The sequence below is a fragment of the Candidatus Pantoea bituminis genome (assembly GCF_018842675.1).
Taxonomy (GTDB): Bacteria; Pseudomonadota; Gammaproteobacteria; order Enterobacterales; family Enterobacteriaceae; genus Pantoea; species Pantoea phytostimulans.
The window spans coordinates 57,238-82,245 of sequence record NZ_JAGTWO010000004.1 but is presented as its reverse complement, the minus strand read 5'-3'; the positions used below and the strand labels follow the sequence as shown (position 1 = coordinate 82,245).

The following is a 25,008-nucleotide window of genomic DNA, read 5'->3' as shown; positions in this document are numbered from 1 at the left end:
GGAGGAAGGAGACGCTGCCACATGCTGGTATTGAGCTGACATATTGCAGCGTCTTCCTCCCCCATTTATGGGGAGGACCGAGGTGGGGGACAAACGACTTCCTCTGCGCGCTATCCCCCATCCCGGCCTTCCCCGCGACGCGGAGGAAGGAGACGCTGCCACATGCTGGTATTGAGCTGACATATTGCAGCGTCTTCCTCCCCCATTTATGGGGAGGACCGAGGTGGGGGACAAACGACTCATCTGCGCGCTGTCCCCCATCCCAGCCTTCCCCGCGACGCGGGGAAGGAGACGCTGCCGCATGCTGGTATTGAAGTGGCACAAGCCCTGGCCACCGCTTAATTTCCTAATAATCTTTCTTTTGGTTACGCGACATATTGTCCAGCCAGCCCATCACAAACGCAGACAGCACAAAGGTCAGGTGAATAATCACGTACCACATCAGCTTGTCATTAGCGACATTGCGCGCTTCCATAAACACGCGCAGCAAATGGATAGACGAGATCGCCACAATCGAGGCCGCAACCTTGTTTTTTAACGAGCCAGAATCCATCTTGCCCAGCCAGCTCAGCTTCTCTTTGTCTTCATCAATGTCGAGTTTAGAAACAAAGTTTTCATAGCCCGACAGCATCACCATTACCAACAACCCTCCCACCAGCGCCATGTCGACCAACGACAGCAGGATTAAAATCAGATCGTTTTCCGCCACGCTGAAAATGTTGGGCAACAGGTGAACAATCTCCTGAAAAAATTTGATGGTTAGCGCCAGCAATCCCAGCGAAAGTCCAATGTAAACCGGAGCCAACAACCAGCGGGATGCATACATCAGGTTTTCGGTAAAACGTTCCATAATTTCCCAATAATGATCAAATAAGCTGGGCAGTATAACCGAGGAACTGTGAAGTTATTTCAGTGCCTCTTCAGAAATTTCCGGCACGGGCGGCAGCGGCAATGATAAGCGAAATGATGCGCCACCCTGTGGACGATTCTCTGCCCAAATCTGCCCGCCGTGGCTTTCAATAATGGTTTTGCAGATAGCTAAACCCAGGCCCACACCCGGCACCGCCGATTCCTTATTCCCGCGCGCAAACTTATCAAAGATACGGGTTAACTCTGCCTCGGCAATGCCCGGCCCGCCGTCCCAAATTGCCAGTTCCAGCCGGTCTTTTTCCTGCCACGCCTTGATGCCGCGAGGTGCGCCGTGACCCGCATATTTCAGGCTGTTTTCAATCAAATTGGTCAACACCCGCTCAAGCAGCGTGCTGTCGCCTTTGATCAGTACCATCTCTGGCGGTAACTCCAGCTGAATATGTTGCCCTTTCAGCGAGGCAGCCATGCTGCTGAGGGCGCCGCCAATCACCTCTTCCAGCGCCAGCCACTCTTCACGTAAATTCAAACCGCCCGATTGGATACGCGCCATATCCAACATATTGCTCACCAGCCGAATCGTGCTCAACGTCTGTTCGCGAATCTGGCTGGCCTGCTGCACATATTTTTCATCTTCGCTGGCGAGATCGAGCATCAACATTTCCGCCTGCCCAAACAGCACCGTCAGCGGCGTGCGCAAATCGTGGGATAGCGCCGAAAGCAGTGCATTCCTCAACTGTTCACGTTCTGCTGACAAGCGCGACGCTGCTTCACTCTGCGAAAGTGCTATACGCTCTAATGCGTTAGCGATCAGCACGGTAAAGGTTTCGACCAACCGCTGCTGCTCAGGAATCATCAACTGGCGCAGGTTTTGTGGCTCAACCACCAGCAAACCGCGACACAGCGCACCACTTTTGAGCGGCAGGATTTGATAAGGCACGGCGGACAAGGTGTCAGTGCCCGCGCCTGCGGGTTGGCCTTTGCTGAAGCTCCACTTGGCGATAGCGCGATCCGGTTCGTTGGCGGGTAGCGCATCACCAATAGACTGTAACTCACCCTGCTCATCCGGCAGCAGCAGCAGACTGTGCGCCTGTAACGTAACGTCAATTACCCGCTGGCTGGTCGCAGCGATATCCTGCGGCGTTAATGCGCTGCTCAGCGATTTCGCCATTTCATACAGATAGCGCGCCCGCTGTTCGCGGTAACGTGCAACCCGCGCCTGATAGCGCACGCCAGCGGTGAGATTCCCGACAATCACCCCCACCGCCAGCATCACCGCAAAGGTCACCAAATATTGCAAATCGGAAACCGCAACCGTGCCGGTCGGCGCGACAAAAAACAGATCGAAAGCGAGAATGTTCAAAATGGTCGCAATGACCGAAGGCAAGCGTCCATAACGCAGCGCGACGATCACCACCGCCAGCAAGTAGATCATCACGCTGTTAGCGGGATCGAAACCGATCAGCAACGTTTGCCCCACCGCCGTCACCAGCACGCACAACACCAGCGCCATAAAGCAGCCACGCAGGTGCAACCGCCATTTATCGTTGCTAATGCGTCCCTCCGCCAGTGGATGCGGCGCATCCTTTACCGGCTCATTCAGCGCCACTACCAATAAATCGACATCCGGGCCGAGCTGACCCAGACGCTCGGCAAAGCTATCGCGTCGCCAGCGGCGTACCGGACGGCGACCCATTACAATTTTGCCAAGATTGTGTTCGCGTGCGTAACGCAGCACCGCCTGGGCTTCATCAGGATCGGAGAGCGTAGCGGTTTCTGCGCCCAGCTCTTGCGCCAGTTGCAAGGTGCGGAGAATGGCACGACGGCGGGCTTCTGGCAGGCGATTCAGCCGCGGCGTCTCAACGTAAACCGCATGCCATTCGCTGCCCAACCTGGCGGCGAGCCGCGCCGCGCTGCGCACTAATTTTTCGCTGCCACTGTCGTCGCCAATGCACAGCAAAATGGCGTCACGCGTATGCCATACGCGATCGCTGCCTTGACGGTCGCGCCAGGCACGCATCTGGTCATCAACACGATCGGCGGTGCGGCGTAGCGCCAACTCACGCAGTGCAAACAAGTTACCTTTGCGGAAGAAATTTTCGATGGCGCGTTCAGCGCGCTCACCCATGTAAACCTTGCCCTCTTTCAGCCGCTGGCGCAGGTCATCCGGCGGCAAATCGACCAATACCACTTCATCGGCGCTGTCGAAAAAGGGATCGGGCACGGTTTCGCGCACCTGAATGCCGGTCACGCCGCCAACAACATCGTTGAGGCTTTCAAGGTGCTGAACGTTGACGGTGGTGAGTACGTCAATGCCCGCCTCCAGCAACTCTTCAATATCCTGCCAGCGCTTTGGATGACGTGACCCCTGCACATTGGTGTGCGCCAGTTCGTCCATCAGGATGACCGCAGGATGGCGTGCCAGCGCAGCATCAAGATCGAACTCGGCATGGCGCGAACGCCCCGTCGCGCGGCGTGGCAACAGCGCCAGACCTTCCAGCAGCTGCGCCGTCTCAGGCCGTTCATGGGTTTCTACCACGCCGACCAATACATCCAATTCTTGCGCCCGCATGCGCTGTGCCTCTTGCAGCATGGCGTAAGTTTTCCCGACGCCCGCGCAGGCACCAAAATAGATTTTCAGCTTGCCGCGATGGCTGTCGCTGTTTTCCTGCAGCAGCGCATCGGGATTGGGCCGCAAAGGCTCGTCGTTCATAGCGTCCTTATTAAGGGTTTGCTGGCATCGCATCCAGCGCCATATTCAGCTGTAATACGTTCACCGTCGCTTCGCCGCTGAAGGTCAAAAACGGACGACGCGCCTGTTGTGTAATCAGCGCCTGCACCTGTTCTAACGGCAGCTGGCGCGCAGCGGCAATGCGCGGCGCTTGCCATTGCGCGGCCGCAGGCGAAATATCGGGATCGAGGCCGCTGCCCGACGCGGTAACTAATTCAACCGGCACCGCTTTTGGCGCGAGCGGATTGGCTGCCCGCAACGCTGCAACGCGCTCAGCTACCAGGTTATCCAGCGCCGGATTGCTGCCCGCCAGATTGCTGCCGCTGGAAGCCAGCGGATTGTAAGGCGCATCGCCGCTTGCCGACGGGCGACCCCAAAAGCGATCTGGCTGGGTAAAGTTCTGGCCAATCAGCGCCGAACCGCGCACCACACCTTTTTCCTCTAATAATGAACCGTTGGCCTGAGCGGGAAAAAGCCATTGCGCCAGGCCGGTGGTGAGCAAAGGATAAACCACGCCGGTGACAACGGTAAGCAGCAACAACAGTAAAATCGCAGGACGTAACTGACTCATTTTTTCTCCTCAGGCCACGCCAAACAGCACCAAGATGAGGTCGATGGCTTTGATACCGACAAACGGCACCAGCAGCCCACCTAATCCGTAGATCAACAGGTTACGACGCAATAATGCCGCCGCACTCAGGGGACGATAACTCACGCCTTTTAGCGCCAGCGGGATCAGGAACACAATCACCAGCGCGTTGAATATCACCGCCGAGAGAATGGCCGAGTTAGGGAATGCAGCTGCATCACGTTGAGCGTATTGAGCTGCGGATACGTGGCGGCAAATGCCGCCGGAATGATGGCAAAATATTTGGCTACGTCGTTGGCGATGCTGAAGGTCGTCAGCGAACCGCGCGTCATCAGCATCTGTTTACCGATGTGCACCACTTCCAGCAGCTTGGTGGGATTAGAATCGAGATCCACCATGTTGCCCGCCTCTTTTGCGGCCTGGGTTCCCGAGTTCATCGCCACCGCAACGTCAGCCTGTGCCAATGCAGGCGCATCGTTGGTGCCGTCGCCTGTCATCGCCACCAGGCGGCCTTCAGCCTGATATTGACGGATCAGCGCCAGCTTGGCTTCCGGCGTTGCCTCCGACAAAAAGTCATCCACGCCCGCTTCCGCAGCAATCGCCGCCGCCGTCAGTGGATTGTCGCCCGTGATCATCACCGTTTTAATGCCCATTTTGCGCAGCTCGGCAAAACGCTCTTTAATCCCGCCTTTAACGATATCTTTCAGCGCCACCACGCCTAACACGTTCGCGCCTTCTGCCACCACCAGCGGCGTACCGCCGGTGCGCGCCACCTCTTCAACTCGCGCATTCACTTCAGCCGGAAAATGACCATTACTGGCTTCAATGTGACGACGTACCGCGTCCACCGCGCCTTTACGAATCAAGCGATCCTGCACGTTCACGCCGCTCATGCGGGTTTGCGCCGAGAAGGGAATAAAACTCGCGCCCATGCTGCTAAGGTCGCGTTCGCGCAGATTAAACTTCTGCTTGGCGAGCACCACGATGCTGCGCCCTTCGGGGTTTCATCCGCCAGCGAGGCGAGCTGCGCCGCATCTGCCAGCTGCTCTTCGCTGACGCCGGGTGCCGGTAAAAATTGCGTGGCCTGACGATTACCCAGCGTGATGGTGCCGGTTTTATCCAGCATCAACACATCGACGTCACCCGCTGCTTCCACCGCCCGCCCGCTGGTTGCAATCACGTTTGCGCCTAACATGCGGCTCATTCCCGCCACGCCAATCGCAGAAAGCAGGCCACCAATGGTAGTTGGAATCAAACAGACCAGCAGCGCCACCAGCACCGTAACGCTGACCGGCGTGCCGCCCCACGCGGAAAAGGGCCACAGCGTCACCGTTGCCAACAAAAAGACGAGGGTGAGCGACACCAGCAAAATAGTCAGCGCGATTTCGTTAGGCGTTTTACGACGTTTCGCGCCTTCAACCATGGCAATCATGCGGTCTAAAAAGGTTTCGCCCGGATTTGCGCTGCAACTGATTACCAGCCAATCGGAAAGAATGCGCGTGCCACCCGTCACCGACGCAAAGTCGCCACCCGACTCACGTATCACCGGTGCCGATTCGCCGGTGATGGCGCTTTCATCCACCGATGCGCCACCTTCCAGCACTTCACCATCGCAGGGAATGATGTCGCCCGCTTCCACTAACACCACGTCGCCTTTACGCAGCTGATCGGCCGCGACCTGCTGCCAGCTTGCGCCGTAGCGCGCCTCGGCGAGTTTTTTGGCGAAGCTGGTTTTCTTCACGCCTTTTAAGCTACTGGCTTGCGCCTTGCTGCGCCCTTCCGCCAGCGCTTCTGCCATATTGGCGAACAGCACGGTAAACCACAGCCAAATCGCGATCGCGCCGGTAAAGCTGGCGCTGCCGCTGGTTTTTCCCGCCAGCATCGCCAACGCTAAGAGGCTGGTCAGTACGCTGCCGAGGTAAACCACAAACATCACCGGATTACGAAATTGCACGCGCGGATCGAGCTTTTTCATGGCATCGAGCACCGCAATGCGCAGCAGCGCTGCATCAAACAGCGCCTGTTGTTGACGACTCATGATGTTTTCACCTGAAGATTAAGATGCTCAGCGATTGGGCCTAAAGCCAGAGCAGGAATGAAAGTCAGTGCACCCACCAGCAGCACGGTGCCAATCAGCAGCGAAATAAATAACGGGCCGTGTGTCGGCAGAGTGCCGTTGCCAACCGGCTGCACTTTTTTCACCGCCATCGCACCGGCAATCGCCATCACTGGAATGATGATGCCAAATCGTCCCAGCAACATGCAGCTTGCCAGCAGCAGATTCCAGAAAGGGGTGTTAGCACTTAGACCCGCAAAGGCGCTGCCGTTGTTGTTCGCCGCCGATGAAACGGCATACAGCACTTCGCTGAAGCCATGAATGCCGGGATTTAACATGCCAGCACGCCCAGCATCGGTCATCATCGCCAGCGCCGTTCCGATCAGTACCAGCGCAGGCGTGACTAAAATCGCCAGCGCGGTCATTTTCATTTCCCACACATCGATTTTTTTGCCGAGAAATTCTGGCGTACGACCGATCATCAGGCCCGCGATAAACACCGCTAACAGCACAAACAGCAGCATGCCGTACAAGCCTGCGCCCACGCCGCCAAACACCACTTCACCCAACTGCATCAACCACATCGGCACCATACCGCCCAGCGCGGTAAAAGAATCGTGCATGGCATTCACCGCCCCGCAGGAAGCCGCAGTGGTGATCACCGCAAACAGGCTGGAGTTGAGAATGCCAAAGCGCGTTTCTTTGCCTTCCATATTCATCGCGCTGTCAGCGCCTAATGCGATGAAATGCGGATTACCCTTGACCTCTGCCCACATCACAACACTCACCGCGACCACAAACATCAGCGTCATCGCCCACAGCAGCATGTTGCCCTGACGCCGATCTTTGACGCTTTCACCAAAGGCAAAGCAGAGCGCGGCGGGGATCAAAAAGATGCTGAGCATCTGCACCAGATTGGTTAATGCGTTGGGGTTTTCAAAGGGATGAGCGGAGTTAACGTTAAAGAAGCCACCGCCGTTAGTGCCGAGCATTTTGATCGCTTCCTGCGATGCCACCGGCCCCATCGCCAGCGTTTGCTGTGCCCCTCCAGCGTGGTGATGCTGTGATAGGGTAAAAAGTTCTGGATGCTGCCCTGGCTGACAAAAAACAGCGCCATCAGCAGGCTAATTGGCAGCAGGATATACAGCGTAATGCGTGTGAGATCGCGCCAGGCGTTGCCTAAAGTTTCAAGCGAACGACTGGCGAAGCCGCGGATCAGCGCAAACGCCACCGCGATGCCGGTGGCTGCCGACAGGAAGTTTTGTACCGTTAATCCCACCATCTGACTGAAATAACTCAGCGTGCTTTCGCCACCATAAGATTGCCAGTTAGTGTTGGTGACAAAGCTCACGGCGGTATTCAGCGCCAGATGCCAACTCAGGCTCGGCAACTGCTGCGGGTTAAGCGGCAATTCGCCTTGTAGCAATAAAATGGCCAGCAACAGCAGCAAACCAAGGGCGTTAAACAGCAGAATCGCCAGCAAATAATGCGGCCAGCGCATGCCTGGCTGCTCCGTTCCCAACAGACGCCACAGCGGGCGTTCCAGCCCGGCAAACAGCGGCTTGTCAGCCACGAAACGTGCCAGCCCACGTCCCAGTGGCTGCGCCAGTACCATGAGCAGCAGCACATAAACGGCGATCAGTAAAAATGCATTAGCCGCCATTAGAACGCCTCCGCATTGAGCAAGGCATAAACTAAATAGCCCAGCAATAACACCACCAGCACAATGCCGGTTATTACGTCCACGCTCACAGTCACCTCCAGAGAATTGGATTTGCTGATTAGCTTGCGCTGAGGCGTATAAAGAAGGTGTTAAAATGCGTGGCGTGGGTGTAAATAAAGTATAAAAATGCCGATAAATCAGGCGTTTTATGTGGGTTATGCAGGCTGCATTAATAGGCGGCGCTTAAGCCGCATGCAACGCCCAAATACGGTTGAGATCGACGTTTATCCATAAATTGCTCTCTTCTGCGCTAACAATACTGTCAGTACAAAAGCTGTCACCGAGATCGACTATTTCAGGCTTCATTTCGCGCTGGGCATGCAGCGACCAGAATACGTGAACACAAGGACGCAACAGGGATTTTTCGCCTGCCTTTACCACCAGCGCAACCCGGCCCGATGCCAGACGCACCAGCGATCCCACCGGATAAATGCCAATAGTGCGCACAAAACTATTGAGCAGGTGGCTGTCAAAATGACCGCGCCAGCTCAGCATGTTGTGCATCGCTTCTGCGGGCGTCCAGCCTTTACGATAAACACGCGTCGACGTCAGTGCATCGTAAACATCGCACACCGCCGCCATGCGAGCGAACCGTGTAATCTGTTCGCCTTTCAGCCCATGTGGATAGCCATTTCCGTCATATCTTTCATGATGGTGCAGGGCAATATCCAGCAGATCTTCGTCAGCGTCAGCCTCCATTAAAATCTGTGCTCCGATAATGGGATGCTGACGCATGACGTTGAACTCTTCCTCTGTCAGCTTGGTGGGCTTATTGAGAATATCCAGCGGCACCGCCGCCTTGCCCACGTCATGCAGCAAGCCGCCCATACCCACTCGACGAAGCTGCTGTTCGTTGAGACCCAATGTTTTACCCAGTGAGATCATCAAGCCGCAGACCGCCATGGAATGCAGATAGGTGTAATCATCGTGGCTTTTTAGCCGCGCCACGCTCAGCAAAGCAGAAGGTTCACGCTCAATGGATCCGGCGATTTCATCGACTAAATCGATCATAAAAGAGAGATCGAGGCTGTTACCCAGACGCGCTTCGTTGAACATCGCTAACACTTTCGGCTTGCCCTGCTGAAAGATCAGCTGCGCCTTATCCAGTTCCTGAAAAAACGGCGTGCGTGGAATAGCTTTTTTCTACTGCTGGTGCAAGCGGGGCCTGTACCGATTTATCGAGATCGATCCAGATCGATTGGATCCCTTCGTTACGTAAAGTGATGATCTGATGAGGATCAGTGATCAGCATTTGGTTGCGAATGCGCTTGTCTTTCATCCACCAAACGTCCAGTTTGTGGATGAACATTCCGAGCCGCAGTTCGCCAACGGCAATCAGCTTTATCACGATATCACTCCTTAATATCAGCGGGTGGTAGGGTGATATCGGCAGCTGAACAAATATTCTTCAACAGGTTTTGTGCAAACTGTGTGGTACGACGAGACGGGGATTGTGCGCGCTGTCTCCTGTCCTCTGCACGCTGTCAAACGGCCTCATCTGCGCGCTGTCAAACGGCCTCATCTGCGCGCTGTCAAACGGCCTCCTCTGCGCGCTGTCAAACGGCCTCCTCTGCGCGCTGTCCCCCATCCCGGCCTTCCCCCGCATCGCGGGGAAGGAGACGCTGCAACATGCAGCTTCAATACTCGCATGTGGCAGCGTCTTCCTCCCCCATATATGGGGGAGGATTGAGGTGGGGGACAAACGGCCTCGCATTTATAAGGATCGAGGGGGGACAGACGACCTCATCTGCGCGCTGTCAAACAGCCTCATCTGCGCGCTGTCCCCCATCCCGGCCTTCCCCCGCACCACGGGGAAGGAGACGCTGCCACATGCAGCTTCAATACTCGCATGTGGCAGCGTCTTCCTCCCCCATGTATGGGGGAGGATTGAGGTGGGGGCATACGACCCCGCACTTATGAGGATCGAGGGGGATAAACGGCTTCATCTGCGCGCTGTCAAACGGCCTCCTCTGCGCGCTGTCCCCCATCCCGGCCTTCCCCCGCATCGCGGGGAAGGAGACGCTGCCACATGCAGCTTCAATACTCGCATGTGGCAGCGTCTTCCTCCCCCATATATGGGGAGGACTGAGGTGGGGGACAAACGACCCCGCACTTATGAGGATTGAGGTGGGGGACAGACGACCCCGCACTTATGGGGGGCTTTTATCAGCACGTTAAATTGCTTTAATGCCATCTTCTTTCCCCTGTTTTTCGAAGCCTTGGTGATTTTCCTGCTGCTCTTCCCCGACACGTTCGATAGGGCCCATCACAAACAGGAACAATACTGCGGCAATCACGCAGTGCGCGCCGACAAACACCAAACCGATACTGTAACTGCCGGTCAAACCCACGATGATGCCGAACAGCAGCGGCGTGGTGAAACCCGCGATATTACCGATACCGTTAAAGATTGCGCCCGCCAGGCCAACCGCTTCTTTGGGTGCGGTATCGCTAATCACGGTCCAGGTTCCTGCGCCCGCTGCCACACCTTTGCCAAAGAAAGCAAACGACATGATGGCGATAATGCCCACATTGCTGGGGATCACTGCCGCCAGAATCAAGCTGGCTGCCATCAACATACCCACGATGTAAGGCGTTTTACGCGCCCAGGAAACGCTCCAGCCTCTGGCCAGCAGTTTGTCAGAGATATAACCGCCGCTGATGCCGCCGAGGAAGCCAAACAGCGCCGGTGCAATGGTGGCTAAACCGGCATCCATAATGTTCATGCCGCGCGCCTGCACCAGATAGATAGGAAACCAGGTAATGAAGAAGTAGCTCAGCGCGATGATGCAGTACTGGCCGAGATAGGCGCACCACAACATGCGGTTGGTCAGCAGTTTTTTGAACATCGCTTTGCTCAGTGCCGGACGCTCTTTCAGTGTTTTGGCTGAGTCGATATCCACCAGCGCGCCACCCTCAACGATGTGGCGGAATTCGTTTTCCGACACGCCAGGATGATTGCGCGGTTCACGCATATAGGTTGCCCAAACAAACACCGCCAGCACGCCAATGCCGCCAAGCACAAAGAAAGGCCATTCCCAACCGTGACGTGAAACCAGCCAGGCAGAAAGCGGCGAAAAAATAGCGACAGCAAAGTACTGCGCCGAGCTAAACAGCGACGACGCACGACCGCGTTCAGCGCCAGGAAACCACATGATCACCACGCGGGCGTTGGCAGGAAAGCTGGGTGCTTCTATCAATCCCAGCAGGAAACGCAGGCCAAACATCAGTATCAGTGCACCTGTCATGCCGCTGGAAAACTCACCGACAAATCCCATCGCGATAGTGGATACCGACCAGAGCGCCAGCGTGACGCCATAGACTTTTTTAGCCCCAAAACGATCCAGAAAAAGTCCGCCGGGGATTTGGCCGATCACATATGCCCAACTGAATGCCGACAGGATCAGCCCAAGCTGGATCGCGGACAGGCCAAATTCATCTTTGATCGCCGATCCTGAGATCGACAGGATCGAACGGTCAGCATAGGCCACCACCGATAAAAAGAGGATCAGACACAAAATCCAGATACGAACATGCGAGGTTTTCGTCGCGAGCTTATCTTTCAACATGAGGTGAATTCCTTAAAAAGGGGCAGCGTCCTGCCGCATAGTTTTTTTCAGGAATACCGCTGAGATTCCCTTGTGAAGAAAATATAGATAGGAGCCTAACTAAAGGTCATTGTGCGAATGGTGAGATTGTCGGCCATGTTTAGCGCTAATTTTGGCATCTGCCACAATGCGCAGTGCGACGCTGCACATAAGCTGAAAAAGTACGCCCTTTTTGCCGTGGAATGTGCGCCGTGTCTGAGAAATCAGCACCAGAGAAGGCTATGCAGCACAAATTTTTTCAGCAAAGTGTGCACCCGCTTGCAAGAGTAAAATCAGGCAATTGTCAAAGCCCGCGCCGACTCGTAGGCTGCAAATGAATTCATTAAACCGTTTCCTTTCTTAATGAAAAGAAAATTCCAAAAATAGCCTGCGGAGTCTGCAATGAAAAAGAAAGCGTTAGTAATGCTGTGCATGATGAGTCTCTCCGCTTCGGCGCTGGCTGAAAAAATCGGCGTATCGATGGCTTACTTTGACCAAAACTTTCTCACCATTATTCGTCAGTCGATTGATAAAGAGGCTAAAACGCAGGGGCTGGAATCGCAGTTTGAAGATGCGCGCGGCGATGTCGGTCGGCAAACCGATCAGGTACAGAGCTTTATCGGCTCAGGTGTAGACGCCATCATTGTCGATCCGGTTGATTCTGCCAGCACGCCTGCGCTCACCAAGCTGGCGCAACAGGCAAAAATTCCGCTGGTGTTTGTTAACCGTACGCCAGGCGATAAAACGCTGCCGCCGGGCGTGGTGTTTGTGGGTTCTGACGAACGTGAATCGGGCGTGTTGCAGATGGAAGCGCTCGCAAAAATGGCTAACTATCGCGGCAACGTCGCCATCATGATTGGCAACCTCACCGATGCGGGTGCATTGCAGCGTACCAAAGACGTTGAGCAAGTGGTGGCGAAATACCCCAACATGAAAGTGGTGCTGAAACAAACCGCCAACTATTCACGCAGCGAAGGCATGGATTTGATGTTGAACTGGCTGTCGAACGGTGAAGATATCGACATTGTTGCGGCCAATAACGACGAAATGGCGATTGGTGCCACCATGGCCATCGCGCAGGCAAAACCGAAGAAAAACATTCTGGTCGGCGGCATTGATGCCACGCCGGATGGATTAAAATCGATGGCTAACGGCAGCATGCAGGTCACGGTATTTCAGGATGCGGTGGGACAAGGCAAGAAGTCTGTTGAGGTGGCGCAGCGTTTAATAAAAGGCGAAAAAGTGGATTCGCATCAGTGGATCCCGTTTGAGCTGGTCACTAAAGAGAACATGCAGCAGTACATCGATAAAAGTAAATAACCTGAAACCGGAGCGGCCTGTCCGCCGCTCCGGGCTTGGTTAACTATCCAGCAGCTTCGCCATCATCACCACGTCATGCCGTTTTCCGTCGCGCAACGATGCCTGACGCCGTACGCCTTCACGCTCAAACCCAAGACGCTCATACAAGCGCAGCGCACGGTGATTATCGTGAAACACCTCCAGTTCGATGCGCGTCACGCCCAGCCAGTTTTGCGCGTAATCTATCCCGGTACGAATCAATCGCTCGCCCACGCCGCGCCCGGCAAAGGCGGGATCAACACCAATACCAAAACTGATGCAGTGGCGCGTCCGCGGCCTGTTTTCAACAAACAGGGTTAATTCGCCCACCATTTTGCCGTCAATTTCAGCAACAAAAGCGATGAATCCTTCAGCATCCATTTTCAAAAATTTCTTTTCCCAAGTCGCTACGCTCGGATACGGCAGCTGAAGCGTCCAGGGATAAACATCAGGATGGCTGTACAAACGCTGATAAGCCGCAGCATCGCTGGGTTCACGTCCACGAACGGTAATTTCCATATTTTCTCCTGTTAGACGGTGGGTTTCACTGCACCAAATTGCACTAAGCTGTAATTCTTTATCGGTTGGAAAGAGTGATTCTATGTTGTATCGCCGTTTTGAACGTTTTATCAATATTTTTCAGGATGCGCCCACCGAATCGCCGCCCTCATCAGTTTGGCCCTTTTACGCGTATTATTTGCGTCAGGTGTGGCCCAGTTTTGCGGCGCTGTTGGTGGTTGGGCTGGGATCGGCGTTGGTGGAAGTCGCGCTTTTCAGCTACCTGAGCCGCATCATCGACCTGGTCAACCATTCAACGCCCGCCAGCTTGTTCCGCGACAACTGGCAAATTCTGCTCTGGATGGGATGTGTCGCCTTGATTCTGCGACCCATCTTTATCGCGCTGCATGACATGCTGGTGCATCAAAGTATTAACCCCAGTATGACCAGTATGATCCGCTGGCAGCACCACAACTATGTGTTGCGCCAGAGCCTGAACTTCTTCCAGAACGACTTCGCTGGACGCATTGCGCAGCGCATCATGCAAACCGGCAATGCGCTCAGAGATTCATCAGTACAACTGGTGGATGCCATCTGGCACGTGCTGATCTATTCCGTAACCTCGCTGATTCTGTTCGCCGAAGCGGACTGGCGATTGATGATCCCACTGATTATCTGGATTGTTGCTTATGCCGCCTCGCTGCGCTTTTTGTGCCACGCGTGAAAGCGCGTTCAGTGGTCTCTTCAGAAGCGCGTTCAAAATTGATGGGCACGATTGTCGATGGCTACACCAATATCACCACCATCAAACTCTTTGCCCACAGCGACCTGGAACGCAAATATGCCCGCGAAGCGATTCAGGAACAGACCAACAAAACGCAGCACGCCAGCCGCATGGTTACGAGCATGGATCTGACCTTATCAGCGTTGAATGGCCTGCTGATAGTCTCCACTTCCGGGCTGGCGCTGTGGCTCTGGAGCGAGTCGCTGATCAGCGTCGGTGCTATCGCACTGGCAACCGGTTTGGTGATCCGCCTGGTCAACATGTCCGGTTGGATCATGTGGGTGGTGAACGGCATTTTTGAAAATATCGGCATGGTGCAGGATGGCCTGAATACCATCGCCCAGCCGCTGAGCGTGCAGGATGCGCCAAAAGCCAAAAACCTTGAAGTGACACGCGGCAATATCCGCTTTGAGGATGTGCGCTTTGATTACGGCGGCGGCCGTCAGGTCATCAATCGCCTTAATCTCGACATCAAACCGGGCGAGAAGATTGGGCTGATTGGCCCGTCTGGCGCGGGCAAATCCACCCTGGTTAACCTGCTGCTGCGGCTGTATGACCTGAACGGGGGCGCATCGTGATTGATGGCCAGAATATCGCGGAAGTTACCCAAGAAAGCTTGCGCAGCCAGATTGGTATGATCACCCAAGATACCTCACTGCTGCACCGTTCGATTCGGGAAAACCTGCTGTATGGCCGCCCCGATGCCAGCGAACAAGCGCTGCAATTGGCTATTCATCGCGCCCGCGCAGACGAATTCATTCCGCTGCTCTCTGACCCGCAAGGACGTACCGGGCTGGATGCGCAAGTTGGTGAGCGCGGCGTGAAGCTTTCTGGCGGGCAGCGTCAACGTGTGGCGATTGCGCGCGTGCTGCTGAAAGATGCGCCGATTTTGATCATGGATGAAGCCACATCGGCACTCGACTCGGAAGTCGAAGCGGCTATTCAGGAGAGCCTGGAATCGCTGATGCAGGGCAAAACAGTGATTGCTATCGCTCACCGCTTGTCGACCATCGCCAAGATGGATCGCTTAGTGGTGCTGGAGAAAGGTGAGATTGTCGAGATGGGCAGCCACCGCGAGTTGCTGGCGCAAAACGGACTGTACGCCCGCTTGTGGCAGCATCAAACCGGCGGCTTTGTCGGCACCGATTAATCACCGCGTCGATAGGGCAAGGCGTCGCGCGCCTCCTCTTCCCAGGCGCGTACGCCCCCCTTTCTCGCTGAAGAAAATCATCCACCGCTTCACGCAATCCCGGATGCATTAAGTAATGCCACGAGTGGGTAATATGCGGCTCAAAGCCGCGCACCAGTTTATGTTCGCCTTGTGCGCCCGCATCAAAACGCTGCAATCCTTCTGCAATGGCAAAATCCATTCCCTGATAGAAACAGGTTTCAAAATGCAGCCGGTCAAATTCGGCTAAACATCCCCAATAACGTCCATACAGTGCGTGTTCATCTTTGAGGTAAAACGCCATCGCTGCGGGCTGCTGCTGAAGGTGCGCAATCACCACGCGGATATTTTCTGGCATCCGCTCCGCCAGCAAACTAAAGAAATTGCGCGTTAAATAGGGCCGCTGGCCGCGCACTGCGTAAGTGTTGGCGTAACAGGTATACACAAAATCCCACTGATCTTCACGGAGCTGATCGCCGCGATACCCGCTGAATTCAAAGCCACTCTGCGTCACCTGTTCACGCTCTTTGCGCAGCTGTTTACGCTTGCGTGACATCAACGTGTCGAGGAAATCCTGAAAGTCGCGGTAGCCGCGATTGTGCCAGTGATACTGCAGGCCCCAGCGTTCAAGCCAGTTGGGCTGCTCGTGCAGCAGATGATTGGCCTGCGCATCGGTAAAATTAATGTGCGCGCCGCTCAATCCGTTTTTTAGCAGCGTTTCCGGTAAGGCTGCCAGCAATTGTGCCGCCGCGTCGGGCGCGCCAATCAGACGTGCGCCCGTGACCGGACTGAATGGAATGGCCCCAAGCCATTTTGGATAATAACGGATCCCTGCACGCTGGCTGGCATCGGCCCATGCATGATCAAATACATATTCGCCCTGCGAGTGACGCTTGCGATAGCCAGGAATAGCAGCGCGCAGCACGCCGTTTTCACGCCACAGCAGATGATCCGGTTGCCAGCCCGATTCAGCGCGCACGCTGCCGCTCTCCTCCAGACTAGACAGAAAGGCGTGGCGTAAAAAAGGTTGATCATCAGGTAACAGCGCATCCCATTCGGCGGCAGCAATCTCTGCTAACGAAGTCAGGTGAATCAGTGACATCAACAACTCCAGACAAGAACGGGCGAACCGTCAGTCAAGCAGGTTTTTGAGTAGAGGGAAAGTGTAATGGTATCAGCAGCGGCCAGACGTTATCTATTGATGGAACGGGATGGATCGTTCCGTGATGACAACGCATTGAAACTGCACCCGTTCGACGGTGCGCATTTTACCCGCTCACTGGTCATTTGGCACAGACATCACGCTAGCTGCTCGATGTGGATGTCGCATATTTTCACTCCGTATCCGCTTAACGTATCACCGCGACTATTCTTTCCATTTTGGAAATAACGTTTACCTTTTGGACCGGATTATCACTGAACCCGCAGCGGGTTAAGCTGCTTCTTATTACCATAGAGGAGCAGAATGATGTTAGTGAACGGCAAATGGAGTGCAGAATGGCATCCGGTGCAGGCCACCGATAAGCAAGGCGGATTTGTTCGCCAGACTTCACGCTTCCGCGACAGGATCAGCAGCGATGGCTCAACGGAGTTTGCTGCCGAACCTGATCGCTATCATCTCTATGTTGCGCTGATTTGTCCGTGGGCATCACGTACATTGATTACCCGTAAACTCAAAGGGTTGGAATCACTGATTAGCGTGTCGGTGGTTGAACCGCTATTAAGTGAGCAAGGCTGGCGTTTCGGTGATTATCCGGGCGCCGATCGCGACAGCGTAAACGGCGCAGAATATCTGCACGAACTTTATACCCGCGCTGACGCTGACTTTACCGGTCGCGCCACGGTACCGGTATTGTGGGATAAAAAGACCGGCACCATTGTAAATAACGAATCCGCTGATATTGTGCGAATGCTGAACAGCGGGTTTGGTGGTTTGGCGGATAACCGCATCAATCTCTATCCTGAATGTCTACGTGAAGAGATTGACGCCCTGAACGCGCAAATCTATCCACGCCTGAATAATGGCGTCTACCGGGCGGGATTTGCCACCACGCAAATCAGCTATCAGCAAGCATGTAATGAGGTGTTTGAGCAAATGGATGAGCTGGAAACGCGCCTACAAGATGGCCGCACTTTTCTGCTTGGCGAGCGCATCACCGAGGCGGATATCCGCTTGTTTGTCACGCTGATTCGTTTTGATGCGGCCTACTTCGGGTTGTTTAAATGCAACTTGCGCCGGGTGCGTGACTATCCGTTGCTCAACCGCTACCTGAAGAGCATGCTGTCGGTGTCTGGCGTGCGCGAAACCGTCAATATTGATCATATTAAACAGGGTTATTACTCGATCAAGGCGCTGAACCCCAACGGCATTGTGCCCGCAGGCCCAGACCTGAGCGATTACGGCTTTTAAGGAATAAACATGGCAAAAGCATTGGTGATATTTTTACACGGCGTTGGCAGTAATGGTGACGATCTTGCTCCGATTGGTCAGCATTGGACTGCATTGTTACCCGATGTTGTTTTTGCCTCGCCTGACGCGCCTTATGCTTTTGAGCAGGGATTCGGCTATCAATGGTTCAGTCTGGCCGGTGTAACAGTAGAAAATCGCCCAGCCCGCGTGCGTGAAGCGCGAGCCGCATTTGATGCCCGACTAAGCGAGATCATGGCGCAAAACAATATGGCCGATCAGTGGGATAAAGTCGTGCTGGTGGGGTTTTCACAAGGCTCAATAATGGCGCTGGATGCGCTGGTAGATGGCCGTTATCCGTTGGCCGGCGTGGTGGCTTTTTCAGGTCGACTGGCTTTTGATGGCCCTCTAACGCCGCAGCCTTATACGCCAGCGATGCTGATTCACGGGCACGCCGATGACGTGATTCCGTGGAGAGAAAGCGAATCAGCAGCACGTCGGCTTAAAAGCGCCAATGTCCCGACCGAAACGCTGTTTGAACCCAAAACGGGTCATTCGATTTCAGGGCAAGGCGCGATGCATGCTGCCGCTTTTATCGCCCAGTGTTTGCAGGATTAAGGCCAGTAACGATTTAATGCTCGCCACGCTTGCTGTGCCGCTTCGGCGGGCGGCAAGCGTTTGAGTTCATCGTTAAACACTTCAATGCCCACCGGGCCTTGATAACCGGCACTTTTCAGCTTATCAACGAAATGTTCAATATTGATGATGCCGTCGCCGGGCAACAGGCGTTGATGGCGCGCGGTGTCGATCAATGCCTGTTTATCCTGTGACGGTTTTTCCGCCATATCGCACAGTTGCACTTCATAGATGCGATCGGCAGGAATGCCGTCCAGCTGCGAAGCATCGCCGCCAAGGGCGCAAATGTGAAACAGATCCACCACTAAACCGATGTTGGGCTGATCGAGACGCTGCAAACGTTCCCACGCCAGCGGTAGCGTGTTATCCACGCTGCACCACGCCATTGGCTCATACATGATGCGCATTTTGTAGCGGGCGGCTTCCGACGCCATCCAGCGTAAATCGTCATCAATGCATTCGGGAAGACAATCTTCACGTGTGGTTGCCGGTGCCTGAATGGTATCGCAGCCCAGCGCCTGCGCGATCTGAATAAACTGGCGTAGCTCCTCGCGTTTTTCAACGCGCAGGCCATCGGATGCGCCGGTAAAATCGCGTAACACTTGTAGATTGGTAAAACCTATTCCCTGTTGGCCCGCAAACTGCGCTAACGCCGCTGCACCCTGCTCACAAGCTTGTACATCCTCACGCCATATTTCGACCTGATCGAAACCGGCTTCTCGTGCCGCCTGCAATTTTTGCTCGGGTCCACCGTTTAACAACACCAGGTTAAGGAATTTAGGGTTGTGGCTCATCAACGTGCTCCTTAATCGTCCGGAATAATCGGTGACTTAACGTTCAGGTTCTGTTTTTACTCTTTACTGAACCTGAAACAGTATCTACCTCTTTAGGGTTAATTCAAGGGCGATTTCGCTGCCTTTCCGCGCCAGGGATTACCCCAGCACGTTGACCACGGCAAAGCCGGCAAAGGTCATCAGCAGCGAACCGATAACGTGTACTAACACGCTCGACATCGCCCAAAGGTATTTACCTGATTGTAGCAGCACGACAATTTCAGCGGAGAAGGTCGAAAACGTGGTCAAGCCGCCGCATAACCCGGTGACGATCAGCAATTTCCAGGTTGGGTCGATTTGAGGATTTTTTACGAACCACGCCAGTGCGGCACCAATGACAAACCCGCCTACCAGATTCACGATTAACGTGCCTGGCGGCAGATTAGGAAACAGCGTATTAAAACGCAGTGAAATGAGCCAGCGCAGGGCACATCCAACCGCCCCGCCTAACATCACGGCTAACAGAGATTTCAACATCAGTAATGCTCCTGTTTAGGGATACGCGCAGGATCGCGGTGGCAGGCAAAACACGCGCCTGACACATCCGCTCCTGCGTGAGGATTACGGTGTATGTCAGGCGTCATCAGCCGCGGATTAACGCCGCAAGCGGTTGGGAAAGGTGGAACGCCATCACCTTAAGGCGATGATAATACTCGCGAGATTGGCCGCTGACAACTCAGGGTTTTAAGGGGAAATAGAGCGTGAAGCGGGTTAATCCCTGCTCACTCTGAACCGCGCAGCGTCCATGATGTAACTGCATTATGCTGCGCACAATCGACAAGCCTAAACCGCTGCCGCTGGAAGAGAGATGACGTGAACTGTCGGCGCGCCAGAAGCGATCAAACAGTCTGGCTTGCCGTTCTGAAGGAATGGTTGGGCCGTGATTTTCCACGCAGATTGTTACGCCATTCGCACCTGTTTCGCTGAACAACCGAATCACGCTGCCGCTGTCACCATAGCGCAGCGCGTTGGCGAGTAGATTGGCCAACGCACGCAGCAGCAGGTCGAGATCGGCCTGTACTTCGCCCTGTAATTCAACCCGTAACCCCATCTGACGCTCTTCCGCCAGACCTTCAAAATAGTCTGCTAAGCGTGTACCCAAACTCTCAAGATCCAGGATTTGTAGGGCAATCGCCTGGCTGGCATCTTCAGCTTTCGCCAGAAACAGCATGTTATCAATCATCTTTGCCAGTCGTTCTAGCTCTTCATAATTCGAGCCGAGCAGCGCCTGATATTCAGCGGGCGTGCGTTGCTGACGCAGCGCCACTTCGGTTTGCCCGATGAGCGTATTCACGGGTGTGCGCAGGTCGTGAGCCATATCCGCTGAGACCTGACTCAATTGCTGATAGCCCGTTTCCAGTCGCGTCAGCATTTGGTTAAACGCCGCCACCAGCGGCTGGAGTTCAAGCGGCACTTTTGTGAGTCGAATGCGATGAGAAAGGTGGCGAACATCTATCGCATCCGTTTCTGAAGCCAAATGACGTAGCCCAACCAATCCTCGGCGCAGGGAAACATGCGCGATTAACGCCACTAACAGCGTAGCCAGTAAGGTAAAGGTAATAATTTGATCACGATAGCTGGCAAGGGTTTGGGTACGTTCGGTCATCAAACGTCCGGTGACAATTTCTATTTTTCCCGGTCCGTCACGCGTGTTGGCCAGCGCGGCAGCGGCGATAAACGGCGTGCCATCTGATGACTGTAAATGATGAACAGCATTGAGCGTCAGCGGCTGTTCGGCGGACATCGGCGTGATGGCAGGCAAGGTGCGCTGGCCAGGATTGACCTCAATCAGTGGCGATTGACCGGGAAAACGCAGCATTAATAGCGACTCGGTGTTTCCCAACATGTTGGCAAACAGTCGCGGCTTTTGATGAATAAGCGCAATCGCGTCCTCATCACGCAGCAGCGTACGAATTTGATCCATGCGCGCCAGCAACGCGCCATCATCACGCACACTGATTTGCTTCGCCAATGAGTGATACAGCGCCAGACCCGTTAACGCCATCACTACCAGCATGGTACACGCCAGAATCAGCGACAGCCGCGTGGTGAGCGACAGCGGTTTCATGCTTCCGCCTCGCAGCGATAACCGACGCCGTGCACGGTGTGAATCAGTGGCCGGGAAAAGGGTTCATCTACTTTCTGTCGTAAGCGGCGCACTGCCACATCCACGACGTTGGTATCGCTATCAAAATTCATATCCCAGACGCGTGAAGCGATCAGCGTGCGCGTTAACACCTCGCCGGGATGCTGCATAAACAGCAGCAGCAGATTGAACTCTTTATTAGTGAGATCGATGCGCTGACCAGCACGCTCAACCCGCCGTTTAGCAATGCTAAGCCGCAGGTCGGAGAGTGTCAGAATATCGGGAAGCTTCTGCTGGCTGCCGCGTCGCAACTGCGTTCGTACCCGCGCCAGCAGCTCAGCAAACGAGAACGGTTTCACTAAATAGTCATCTGCGCCCAGCTCCAGACCTTTAATGCGATCCTCTAGCGTGCCTTTCGCCGTCAGGAAAATCACGGGCGTGTGGATCTGTTGATCCAGCGAGGCCATCACTTCCCAGCCGCTCATTTCCGGCATCATGACATCCAGTAAAATCAGATCGTAATGGTGTTCTTGTGCGCAAAACAGGCCATCCTGGCCATTTGCGGCGACATCGACAACATAACCCGCTTCCGTCAGGCCATGTCGCATGTATTCACGGGCCTTCGCCTCGTCTTCAATCACCAGAATTTTCATCGTGTTCTCCGGAAATATCTGCGGGCGCGCCGATGGTCAGGATTTGGCGTGTTGAGCTGCTTGCTCAATTAAACTGGCGACCGCATCAGGATGTGATTCATACACCGAATGGCTGGCGCCGGCCACTTCTACTGTGTGACTGTGGGCGCGTTTGGCGTACATCCGCTCGAGATCGGGATTAATAATCTTGTCGGCTTTCGCCACCATGTACCAGCTGGGTTTGGTTTTCCATGCAGGATCAGAAATGTTGGCGGTAAACACGGCAGCAGACGTCGGCATCTGTGCATGCGCTTCAAAGTCGGCTTGTTTAGCCGTCAAATCGGCAGCAAAGTCGCTATGAAAGTGTTGCGGCGCAATCATCAAAAATCCATCCGGCGTTTTCATGAAAGGGTGCGCGCTATTAGGGAATTTTTTGCCGTTGCTGGCTTCGGTTTCCCCATTATCCAGCGCATGTGCCGCGATATAGACCAGTCCCGCCACATGTTTGTCGTTGCCCGCTTCGGTAATGATCGCGCCGCCGTAGCTGTGGCCGACCAAAATCGCCGGCCCCTCTTGCTGATCAAGCACGCGCCGTGTCGCGGCAACGTCGTCAGTAAAACCGGTTAACGGTTCCTGCACCAGCGTGACGTGATAGCCGTCGTGCGTCAGCCGATCGTAAACCGGACGCCAGCCCGAACCGCCTACAAAGGCGCCGTGGACTAATACAATATTTTTTACTGTTTCCGCCTGTGCCGCTGTTCCTGCCAGAGCACACAGCATACCTGCGGCCAGAATGATTTGCTTTTTCATGATCGTTTCCTCATTGATTTGATGTGAAGAGGATAACGAATCGGCTCTGACACAGAGGTGAGGAAGTTATGACAAAAGAATGACCGTTCGTTTCGATTATTTCGATTACATTGAAACCCAGTGTAAACATCAGGCGCTAAACAGGCGCGCCAGCGTTACTTGACGCGCTGGCACTCAGCGCTGTAATGCTGGGTACTTAATACGTTTTTCGGAGAACACCATGCGCACCCTGATTTTTGATACTGACATCGGCGTTGATGACGCATTTGCGTTGGCGTATGCAGCAAAAACCCAGCGTTTGCTCGGTATCACTACCGTGTTCGGGAATGTTGCGGTTGGGCAAGCGACAAAAAATGCCCGGCTATTTTGTGAAAAAATGGGCATTGATGTGCCGATTTATCGCGGCTGTTCACGTCCGCTGGCGCAGGCGCCCAGCGCGCCCGCTAAACTGCACGGCGAAGACGGATTGGGTGATGCCTTTGAAAACCCACACAGCGATCAGGCCACGGGCGCGGTGCAGTTCATCATTGATAGCGTGCGGGCGCAGCCGCATGACATCACGCTGGTGGCGATTGGTCCGCTGACCAATATCGCCAGCGCCATTAATCAGGCGCCTGACATCATTCCGCTGGTGAAAGAGTTGGTCATCATGGGTGGCGCGTTTGGTACAGAAGGCCATTCAGGCAACGTAACGCCCTTCAGTGAATTCAATATCTGGAAGGATCCGCACGCCGCCGATCAGGTGCTGTCATCAGCATTGCCGGTGGTTTTGATGCCGCTGGATGTTACGCACAAAGTCTTGATTCGTGAGGCAGAAGTGCATCAGCTGAATCAGCCTGTGTTAAGTGCCATCTGCCGTCCTTACCTTGCCTACAGCCTGGCAAAAGAGGGTTTTGCCGGCATGGCGCTGCATGACACGCTGACCATTTCCTGGCTCTGTTTGCCCCACGCGTTCACATTGATTGAAAGCCCGCTAAGAGTGATCACTGAAGGCATCGCCAGCGGGCAAACAGTCAGAAAACTCAGCAGGTTAGCATCACGCGAAGATGCGTTTCGCGATCTCCCTGCGCAGCGTGTTGCGTTATCTGTTGATGCCGATGCGGTACGCGCGCACTTCTTCTCTACCCTTTCCGCACAGCCATCATGACTTCAAGCGGGTTAATCCTTGAGAATGGGGTTAACCCGCCAGGCTAGCGCGGTACATCAGCGGTCAAAATAGATAACACCTTTGATCAGCTCACGATTGTTAATCACCTGCGGTTCAAAATCTTCCGCCAGCGTTGAGAAAGCGAAGTGTTCATTTAACATCATTTCAGCACGCAATTTTCCGCTGGCCATCAACGCACGAACACAGTCGAAATCTTCACGCGTCGCGTTGCGGCTGCCCATTAGCGTGGTCTCTTTTTATGAAACTCGCTGTCGGGGATCACCAAATCACCTTTATGCAGACCGACGTAAACGATGGTGCCGCCGTGACGCATTAAATTCACCGCGTTATTCATCGCTGCTGGATTGCCGGTGGCATCAATGACTTTCAGGGCCAATCTGCCATTAAACTGCTCGCGCAGCGCATCGTAAAAGTTTTCGTCGGCGGGATTAAGCGCCGCTAATGCCAACTTATCGTTGACGTGCTGTCGACGGAATTCGCTGGTATCTGCTACCACCACGCTTGCACCGTTTGCGGCGGCAATCGCGGCCACGCCTAACCCAATCGGCCCGGCTCCCACCACTAAAACATGTTCACCGGCAACGATTCCGGCGCGGCGCACTGCATGTGCACTGATAGCGAAGGGTTCAATCAGTGCGGCAGCTTCGGGCGCCACATCGTCCACGGCCAGCAGATTGCTAACCGGCACGTTCAGGTATTCACAAAAACCGCCATCCTGATGAACACCAATCACAGAGATTTTTTCGCAGCAGTTAGTTTTGCCGCTCTGACAAGCATCGCATTGCTGGCAGGAAATATAGGGGATCAGCGCTACGCGTTGGCCCCGTTCAAACCCGCGAGCATCGCTGCCCAACTCCACGACTTCGGCACACAATTCGTGGCCTAACACGCGTGGATAGCTGAAGAAAGGTTGATTGCCTGCCCAGGCATGAATGTCGGTTCCGCAAATACCGGCGGTGAGAATTTTAATTAGCGCTTCGCCCGCCGCTGGCGTCGGCTTGTCACGCGTAGTCCAAACCATTTTGCGCGGTTCAGCGATAACCAGCGTTTTCATTGTCGTCATGATGATTCTCCCGTTGTCTTGCAGGCATTTAT

At 54.6% G+C, this 25,008-nt stretch carries 15 protein-coding genes, 6 pseudogenes and 1 riboswitch; of the genes and pseudogenes, 5 read left to right on the top strand and 16 right to left on the bottom strand.

What is annotated here, in order from left to right; translation table 11 throughout:
* Window positions 1-346: 346 nt before the first annotated feature.
* From KQP84_RS04010 to KQP84_RS03975, 8 genes and pseudogenes are all read right to left on the bottom strand, one after another.
* Complete coding sequence (locus tag KQP84_RS04010; RefSeq protein WP_215845312.1) at window positions 347-850, bottom strand: TIGR00645 family protein; 504 nt, start codon at window positions 848-850, stop codon at window positions 347-349.
* A 54-nt stretch (window positions 851-904) separates the two neighbouring features.
* Complete coding sequence (kdpD, locus tag KQP84_RS04005) at window positions 905-3,580, bottom strand: two-component system sensor histidine kinase KdpD (protein WP_215845311.1); 2,676 nt, start codon at window positions 3,578-3,580, stop codon at window positions 905-907.
* Between the two features lie 10 nt (window positions 3,581-3,590).
* Window positions 3,591-4,169, bottom strand: a complete 579-nt coding sequence (kdpC, locus tag KQP84_RS04000; RefSeq protein ID WP_215845310.1) for a potassium-transporting ATPase subunit KdpC — start codon at window positions 4,167-4,169, stop codon at window positions 3,591-3,593.
* 9 nt (window positions 4,170-4,178) lie between these two features.
* A pseudogene (gene kdpB / locus KQP84_RS03995) lies at window positions 4,179-6,225 on the bottom strand (potassium-transporting ATPase subunit KdpB).
* Window positions 6,222-7,858, bottom strand: a pseudogene (kdpA, locus tag KQP84_RS03990) (potassium-transporting ATPase subunit KdpA). Before kdpA ends, kdpB begins: the two co-directional pseudogenes overlap by 4 nt.
* 47 nt (window positions 7,859-7,905) lie before the next feature.
* A complete protein-coding gene (gene kdpF / locus KQP84_RS03985; protein WP_215845309.1) occupies window positions 7,906-7,995 on the bottom strand; it encodes a K(+)-transporting ATPase subunit F in 90 nt (29 codons plus the stop codon).
* Between the two features lie 154 nt (window positions 7,996-8,149).
* A pseudogene (locus KQP84_RS03980) lies at window positions 8,150-9,314 on the bottom strand (HD-GYP domain-containing protein).
* An 826-nt stretch (window positions 9,315-10,140) separates the two neighbouring features.
* On the bottom strand, window positions 10,141-11,535 hold the full coding sequence (locus KQP84_RS03975; RefSeq protein WP_215845308.1) for an MFS transporter: 1,395 nt from the start codon (window positions 11,533-11,535) through the stop codon (window positions 10,141-10,143).
* Window positions 11,536-11,955: 420 nt separating this feature from the next.
* On the opposite strand from KQP84_RS03975, the gene KQP84_RS03970 reads away from it, so the two are divergent.
* Window positions 11,956-12,873, top strand: coding sequence for a sugar ABC transporter substrate-binding protein (locus KQP84_RS03970; protein ID WP_215845307.1), 918 nt, complete (start codon window positions 11,956-11,958; stop codon window positions 12,871-12,873).
* Between the two features lie 39 nt (window positions 12,874-12,912).
* Here KQP84_RS03970 and KQP84_RS03965 read toward each other — a convergent pair whose 3' ends face one another.
* On the bottom strand, window positions 12,913-13,410 hold the full coding sequence (locus KQP84_RS03965) for a GNAT family N-acetyltransferase (protein ID WP_215845306.1): 498 nt from the start codon (window positions 13,408-13,410) through the stop codon (window positions 12,913-12,915).
* A gap of 82 nt (window positions 13,411-13,492) precedes the next feature.
* Between KQP84_RS03965 and KQP84_RS03960 the strand changes: the two are divergent.
* A pseudogene (locus tag KQP84_RS03960) lies at window positions 13,493-15,323 on the top strand (ABC transporter ATP-binding protein).
* Here the strand turns inward: KQP84_RS03960 and KQP84_RS03955 are convergent.
* Window positions 15,320-16,443: pseudogene (locus tag KQP84_RS03955) on the bottom strand (GNAT family N-acetyltransferase). The pseudogenes KQP84_RS03960 and KQP84_RS03955 sit on opposite strands and share 4 nt — an antisense overlap.
* 366 nt (window positions 16,444-16,809) lie before the next feature.
* Here KQP84_RS03955 and KQP84_RS03950 point away from each other — a divergent pair.
* Window positions 16,810-17,751, top strand: coding sequence for a glutathione S-transferase family protein (locus KQP84_RS03950; protein ID WP_215848202.1), 942 nt, complete (start codon window positions 16,810-16,812; stop codon window positions 17,749-17,751).
* A gap of 9 nt (window positions 17,752-17,760) precedes the next feature.
* A complete protein-coding gene (locus KQP84_RS03945) occupies window positions 17,761-18,366 on the top strand; it encodes an alpha/beta hydrolase (protein WP_215845305.1) in 606 nt (201 codons plus the stop codon).
* On the opposite strand, the gene KQP84_RS03940 is transcribed toward KQP84_RS03945, so the two are convergent.
* The 5 genes from KQP84_RS03940 to KQP84_RS03920 all read right to left on the bottom strand — a co-directional run bounded on the left by KQP84_RS03940 (window position 18,363) and on the right by KQP84_RS03920 (window position 22,745).
* Window positions 18,363-19,178, bottom strand: coding sequence for a sugar phosphate isomerase/epimerase family protein (locus KQP84_RS03940; RefSeq protein ID WP_215845304.1), 816 nt, complete (start codon window positions 19,176-19,178; stop codon window positions 18,363-18,365). The two genes, KQP84_RS03945 and KQP84_RS03940, sit on opposite strands and share 4 nt — an antisense overlap.
* 138 nt (window positions 19,179-19,316) lie before the next feature.
* Complete coding sequence (gene crcB, locus KQP84_RS03935; protein WP_215845303.1) at window positions 19,317-19,694, bottom strand: fluoride efflux transporter CrcB; 378 nt, start codon at window positions 19,692-19,694, stop codon at window positions 19,317-19,319.
* Window positions 19,695-19,784: 90 nt separating this feature from the next.
* Window positions 19,785-19,861, bottom strand: a riboswitch (Fluoride riboswitch).
* Between the two features lie 32 nt (window positions 19,862-19,893).
* Window positions 19,894-21,285: a heavy metal sensor histidine kinase gene (locus KQP84_RS03930; RefSeq protein WP_215845302.1), complete on the bottom strand. Its 1,392-nt coding sequence runs from the start codon at window positions 21,283-21,285 to the stop codon at window positions 19,894-19,896.
* Complete coding sequence (locus KQP84_RS03925) at window positions 21,282-21,956, bottom strand: heavy metal response regulator transcription factor (RefSeq protein WP_215845301.1); 675 nt, start codon at window positions 21,954-21,956, stop codon at window positions 21,282-21,284. The genes KQP84_RS03930 and KQP84_RS03925 overlap by 4 nt, the downstream gene beginning before the upstream one ends.
* 36 nt (window positions 21,957-21,992) lie before the next feature.
* Window positions 21,993-22,745 carry an alpha/beta hydrolase gene (locus KQP84_RS03920; protein WP_215845300.1) on the bottom strand — a complete coding sequence of 251 codons (753 nt, stop codon included), beginning with the start codon at window positions 22,743-22,745 and terminating at the stop codon, window positions 21,993-21,995.
* Window positions 22,746-22,965: 220 nt separating this feature from the next.
* On the opposite strand from KQP84_RS03920, the gene KQP84_RS03915 reads away from it, so the two are divergent.
* Complete coding sequence (locus KQP84_RS03915) at window positions 22,966-23,892, top strand: nucleoside hydrolase (RefSeq protein WP_215845299.1); 927 nt, start codon at window positions 22,966-22,968, stop codon at window positions 23,890-23,892.
* Window positions 23,893-23,948: 56 nt separating this feature from the next.
* Here KQP84_RS03915 and KQP84_RS03910 read toward each other — a convergent pair.
* Window positions 23,949-24,976 (bottom strand): annotated as a pseudogene (locus KQP84_RS03910) (zinc-binding alcohol dehydrogenase family protein).
* Between the last annotated feature and the right edge of the window lie 32 nt (window positions 24,977-25,008).

Bases quoted from the DNA above. Each gene is read 5' to 3' on its own strand.
- KQP84_RS04010 (WP_215845312.1), bottom strand. From the start codon at position 850: ATGGAACGTTTTACCGAAAACCTGATGTATGCATCCCGCTGGTTGTTG.
- kdpD (WP_215845311.1), bottom strand. From the start codon at position 3,580: ATGAACGACGAGCCTTTGCGGCCCAATCCCGATGCGCTGCTGCAGGAA.
- kdpC (WP_215845310.1), bottom strand. From the start codon at position 4,169: ATGAGTCAGTTACGTCCTGCGATTTTACTGTTGTTGCTGCTTACCGTT.
- KQP84_RS03975 (WP_215845308.1), bottom strand. From the start codon at position 11,535: ATGTTGAAAGATAAGCTCGCGACGAAAACCTCGCATGTTCGTATCTGG.
- KQP84_RS03970 (WP_215845307.1), top strand. From the start codon at position 11,956: ATGAAAAAGAAAGCGTTAGTAATGCTGTGCATGATGAGTCTCTCCGCT.
- KQP84_RS03965 (WP_215845306.1), bottom strand. From the start codon at position 13,410: ATGGAAATTACCGTTCGTGGACGTGAACCCAGCGATGCTGCGGCTTAT.
- KQP84_RS03950 (WP_215848202.1), top strand. From the start codon at position 16,810: ATGTTAGTGAACGGCAAATGGAGTGCAGAATGGCATCCGGTGCAGGCC.
- KQP84_RS03945 (WP_215845305.1), top strand. From the start codon at position 17,761: ATGGCAAAAGCATTGGTGATATTTTTACACGGCGTTGGCAGTAATGGT.
- KQP84_RS03940 (WP_215845304.1), bottom strand. From the start codon at position 19,178: ATGAGCCACAACCCTAAATTCCTTAACCTGGTGTTGTTAAACGGTGGA.
- crcB (WP_215845303.1), bottom strand. From the start codon at position 19,694: ATGTTGAAATCTCTGTTAGCCGTGATGTTAGGCGGGGCGGTTGGATGT.
- KQP84_RS03930 (WP_215845302.1), bottom strand. From the start codon at position 21,285: ATGAAACCGCTGTCGCTCACCACGCGGCTGTCGCTGATTCTGGCGTGT.
- KQP84_RS03925 (WP_215845301.1), bottom strand. From the start codon at position 21,956: ATGAAAATTCTGGTGATTGAAGACGAGGCGAAGGCCCGTGAATACATG.
- KQP84_RS03920 (WP_215845300.1), bottom strand. From the start codon at position 22,745: ATGAAAAAGCAAATCATTCTGGCCGCAGGTATGCTGTGTGCTCTGGCA.
- KQP84_RS03915 (WP_215845299.1), top strand. From the start codon at position 22,966: ATGCGCACCCTGATTTTTGATACTGACATCGGCGTTGATGACGCATTT.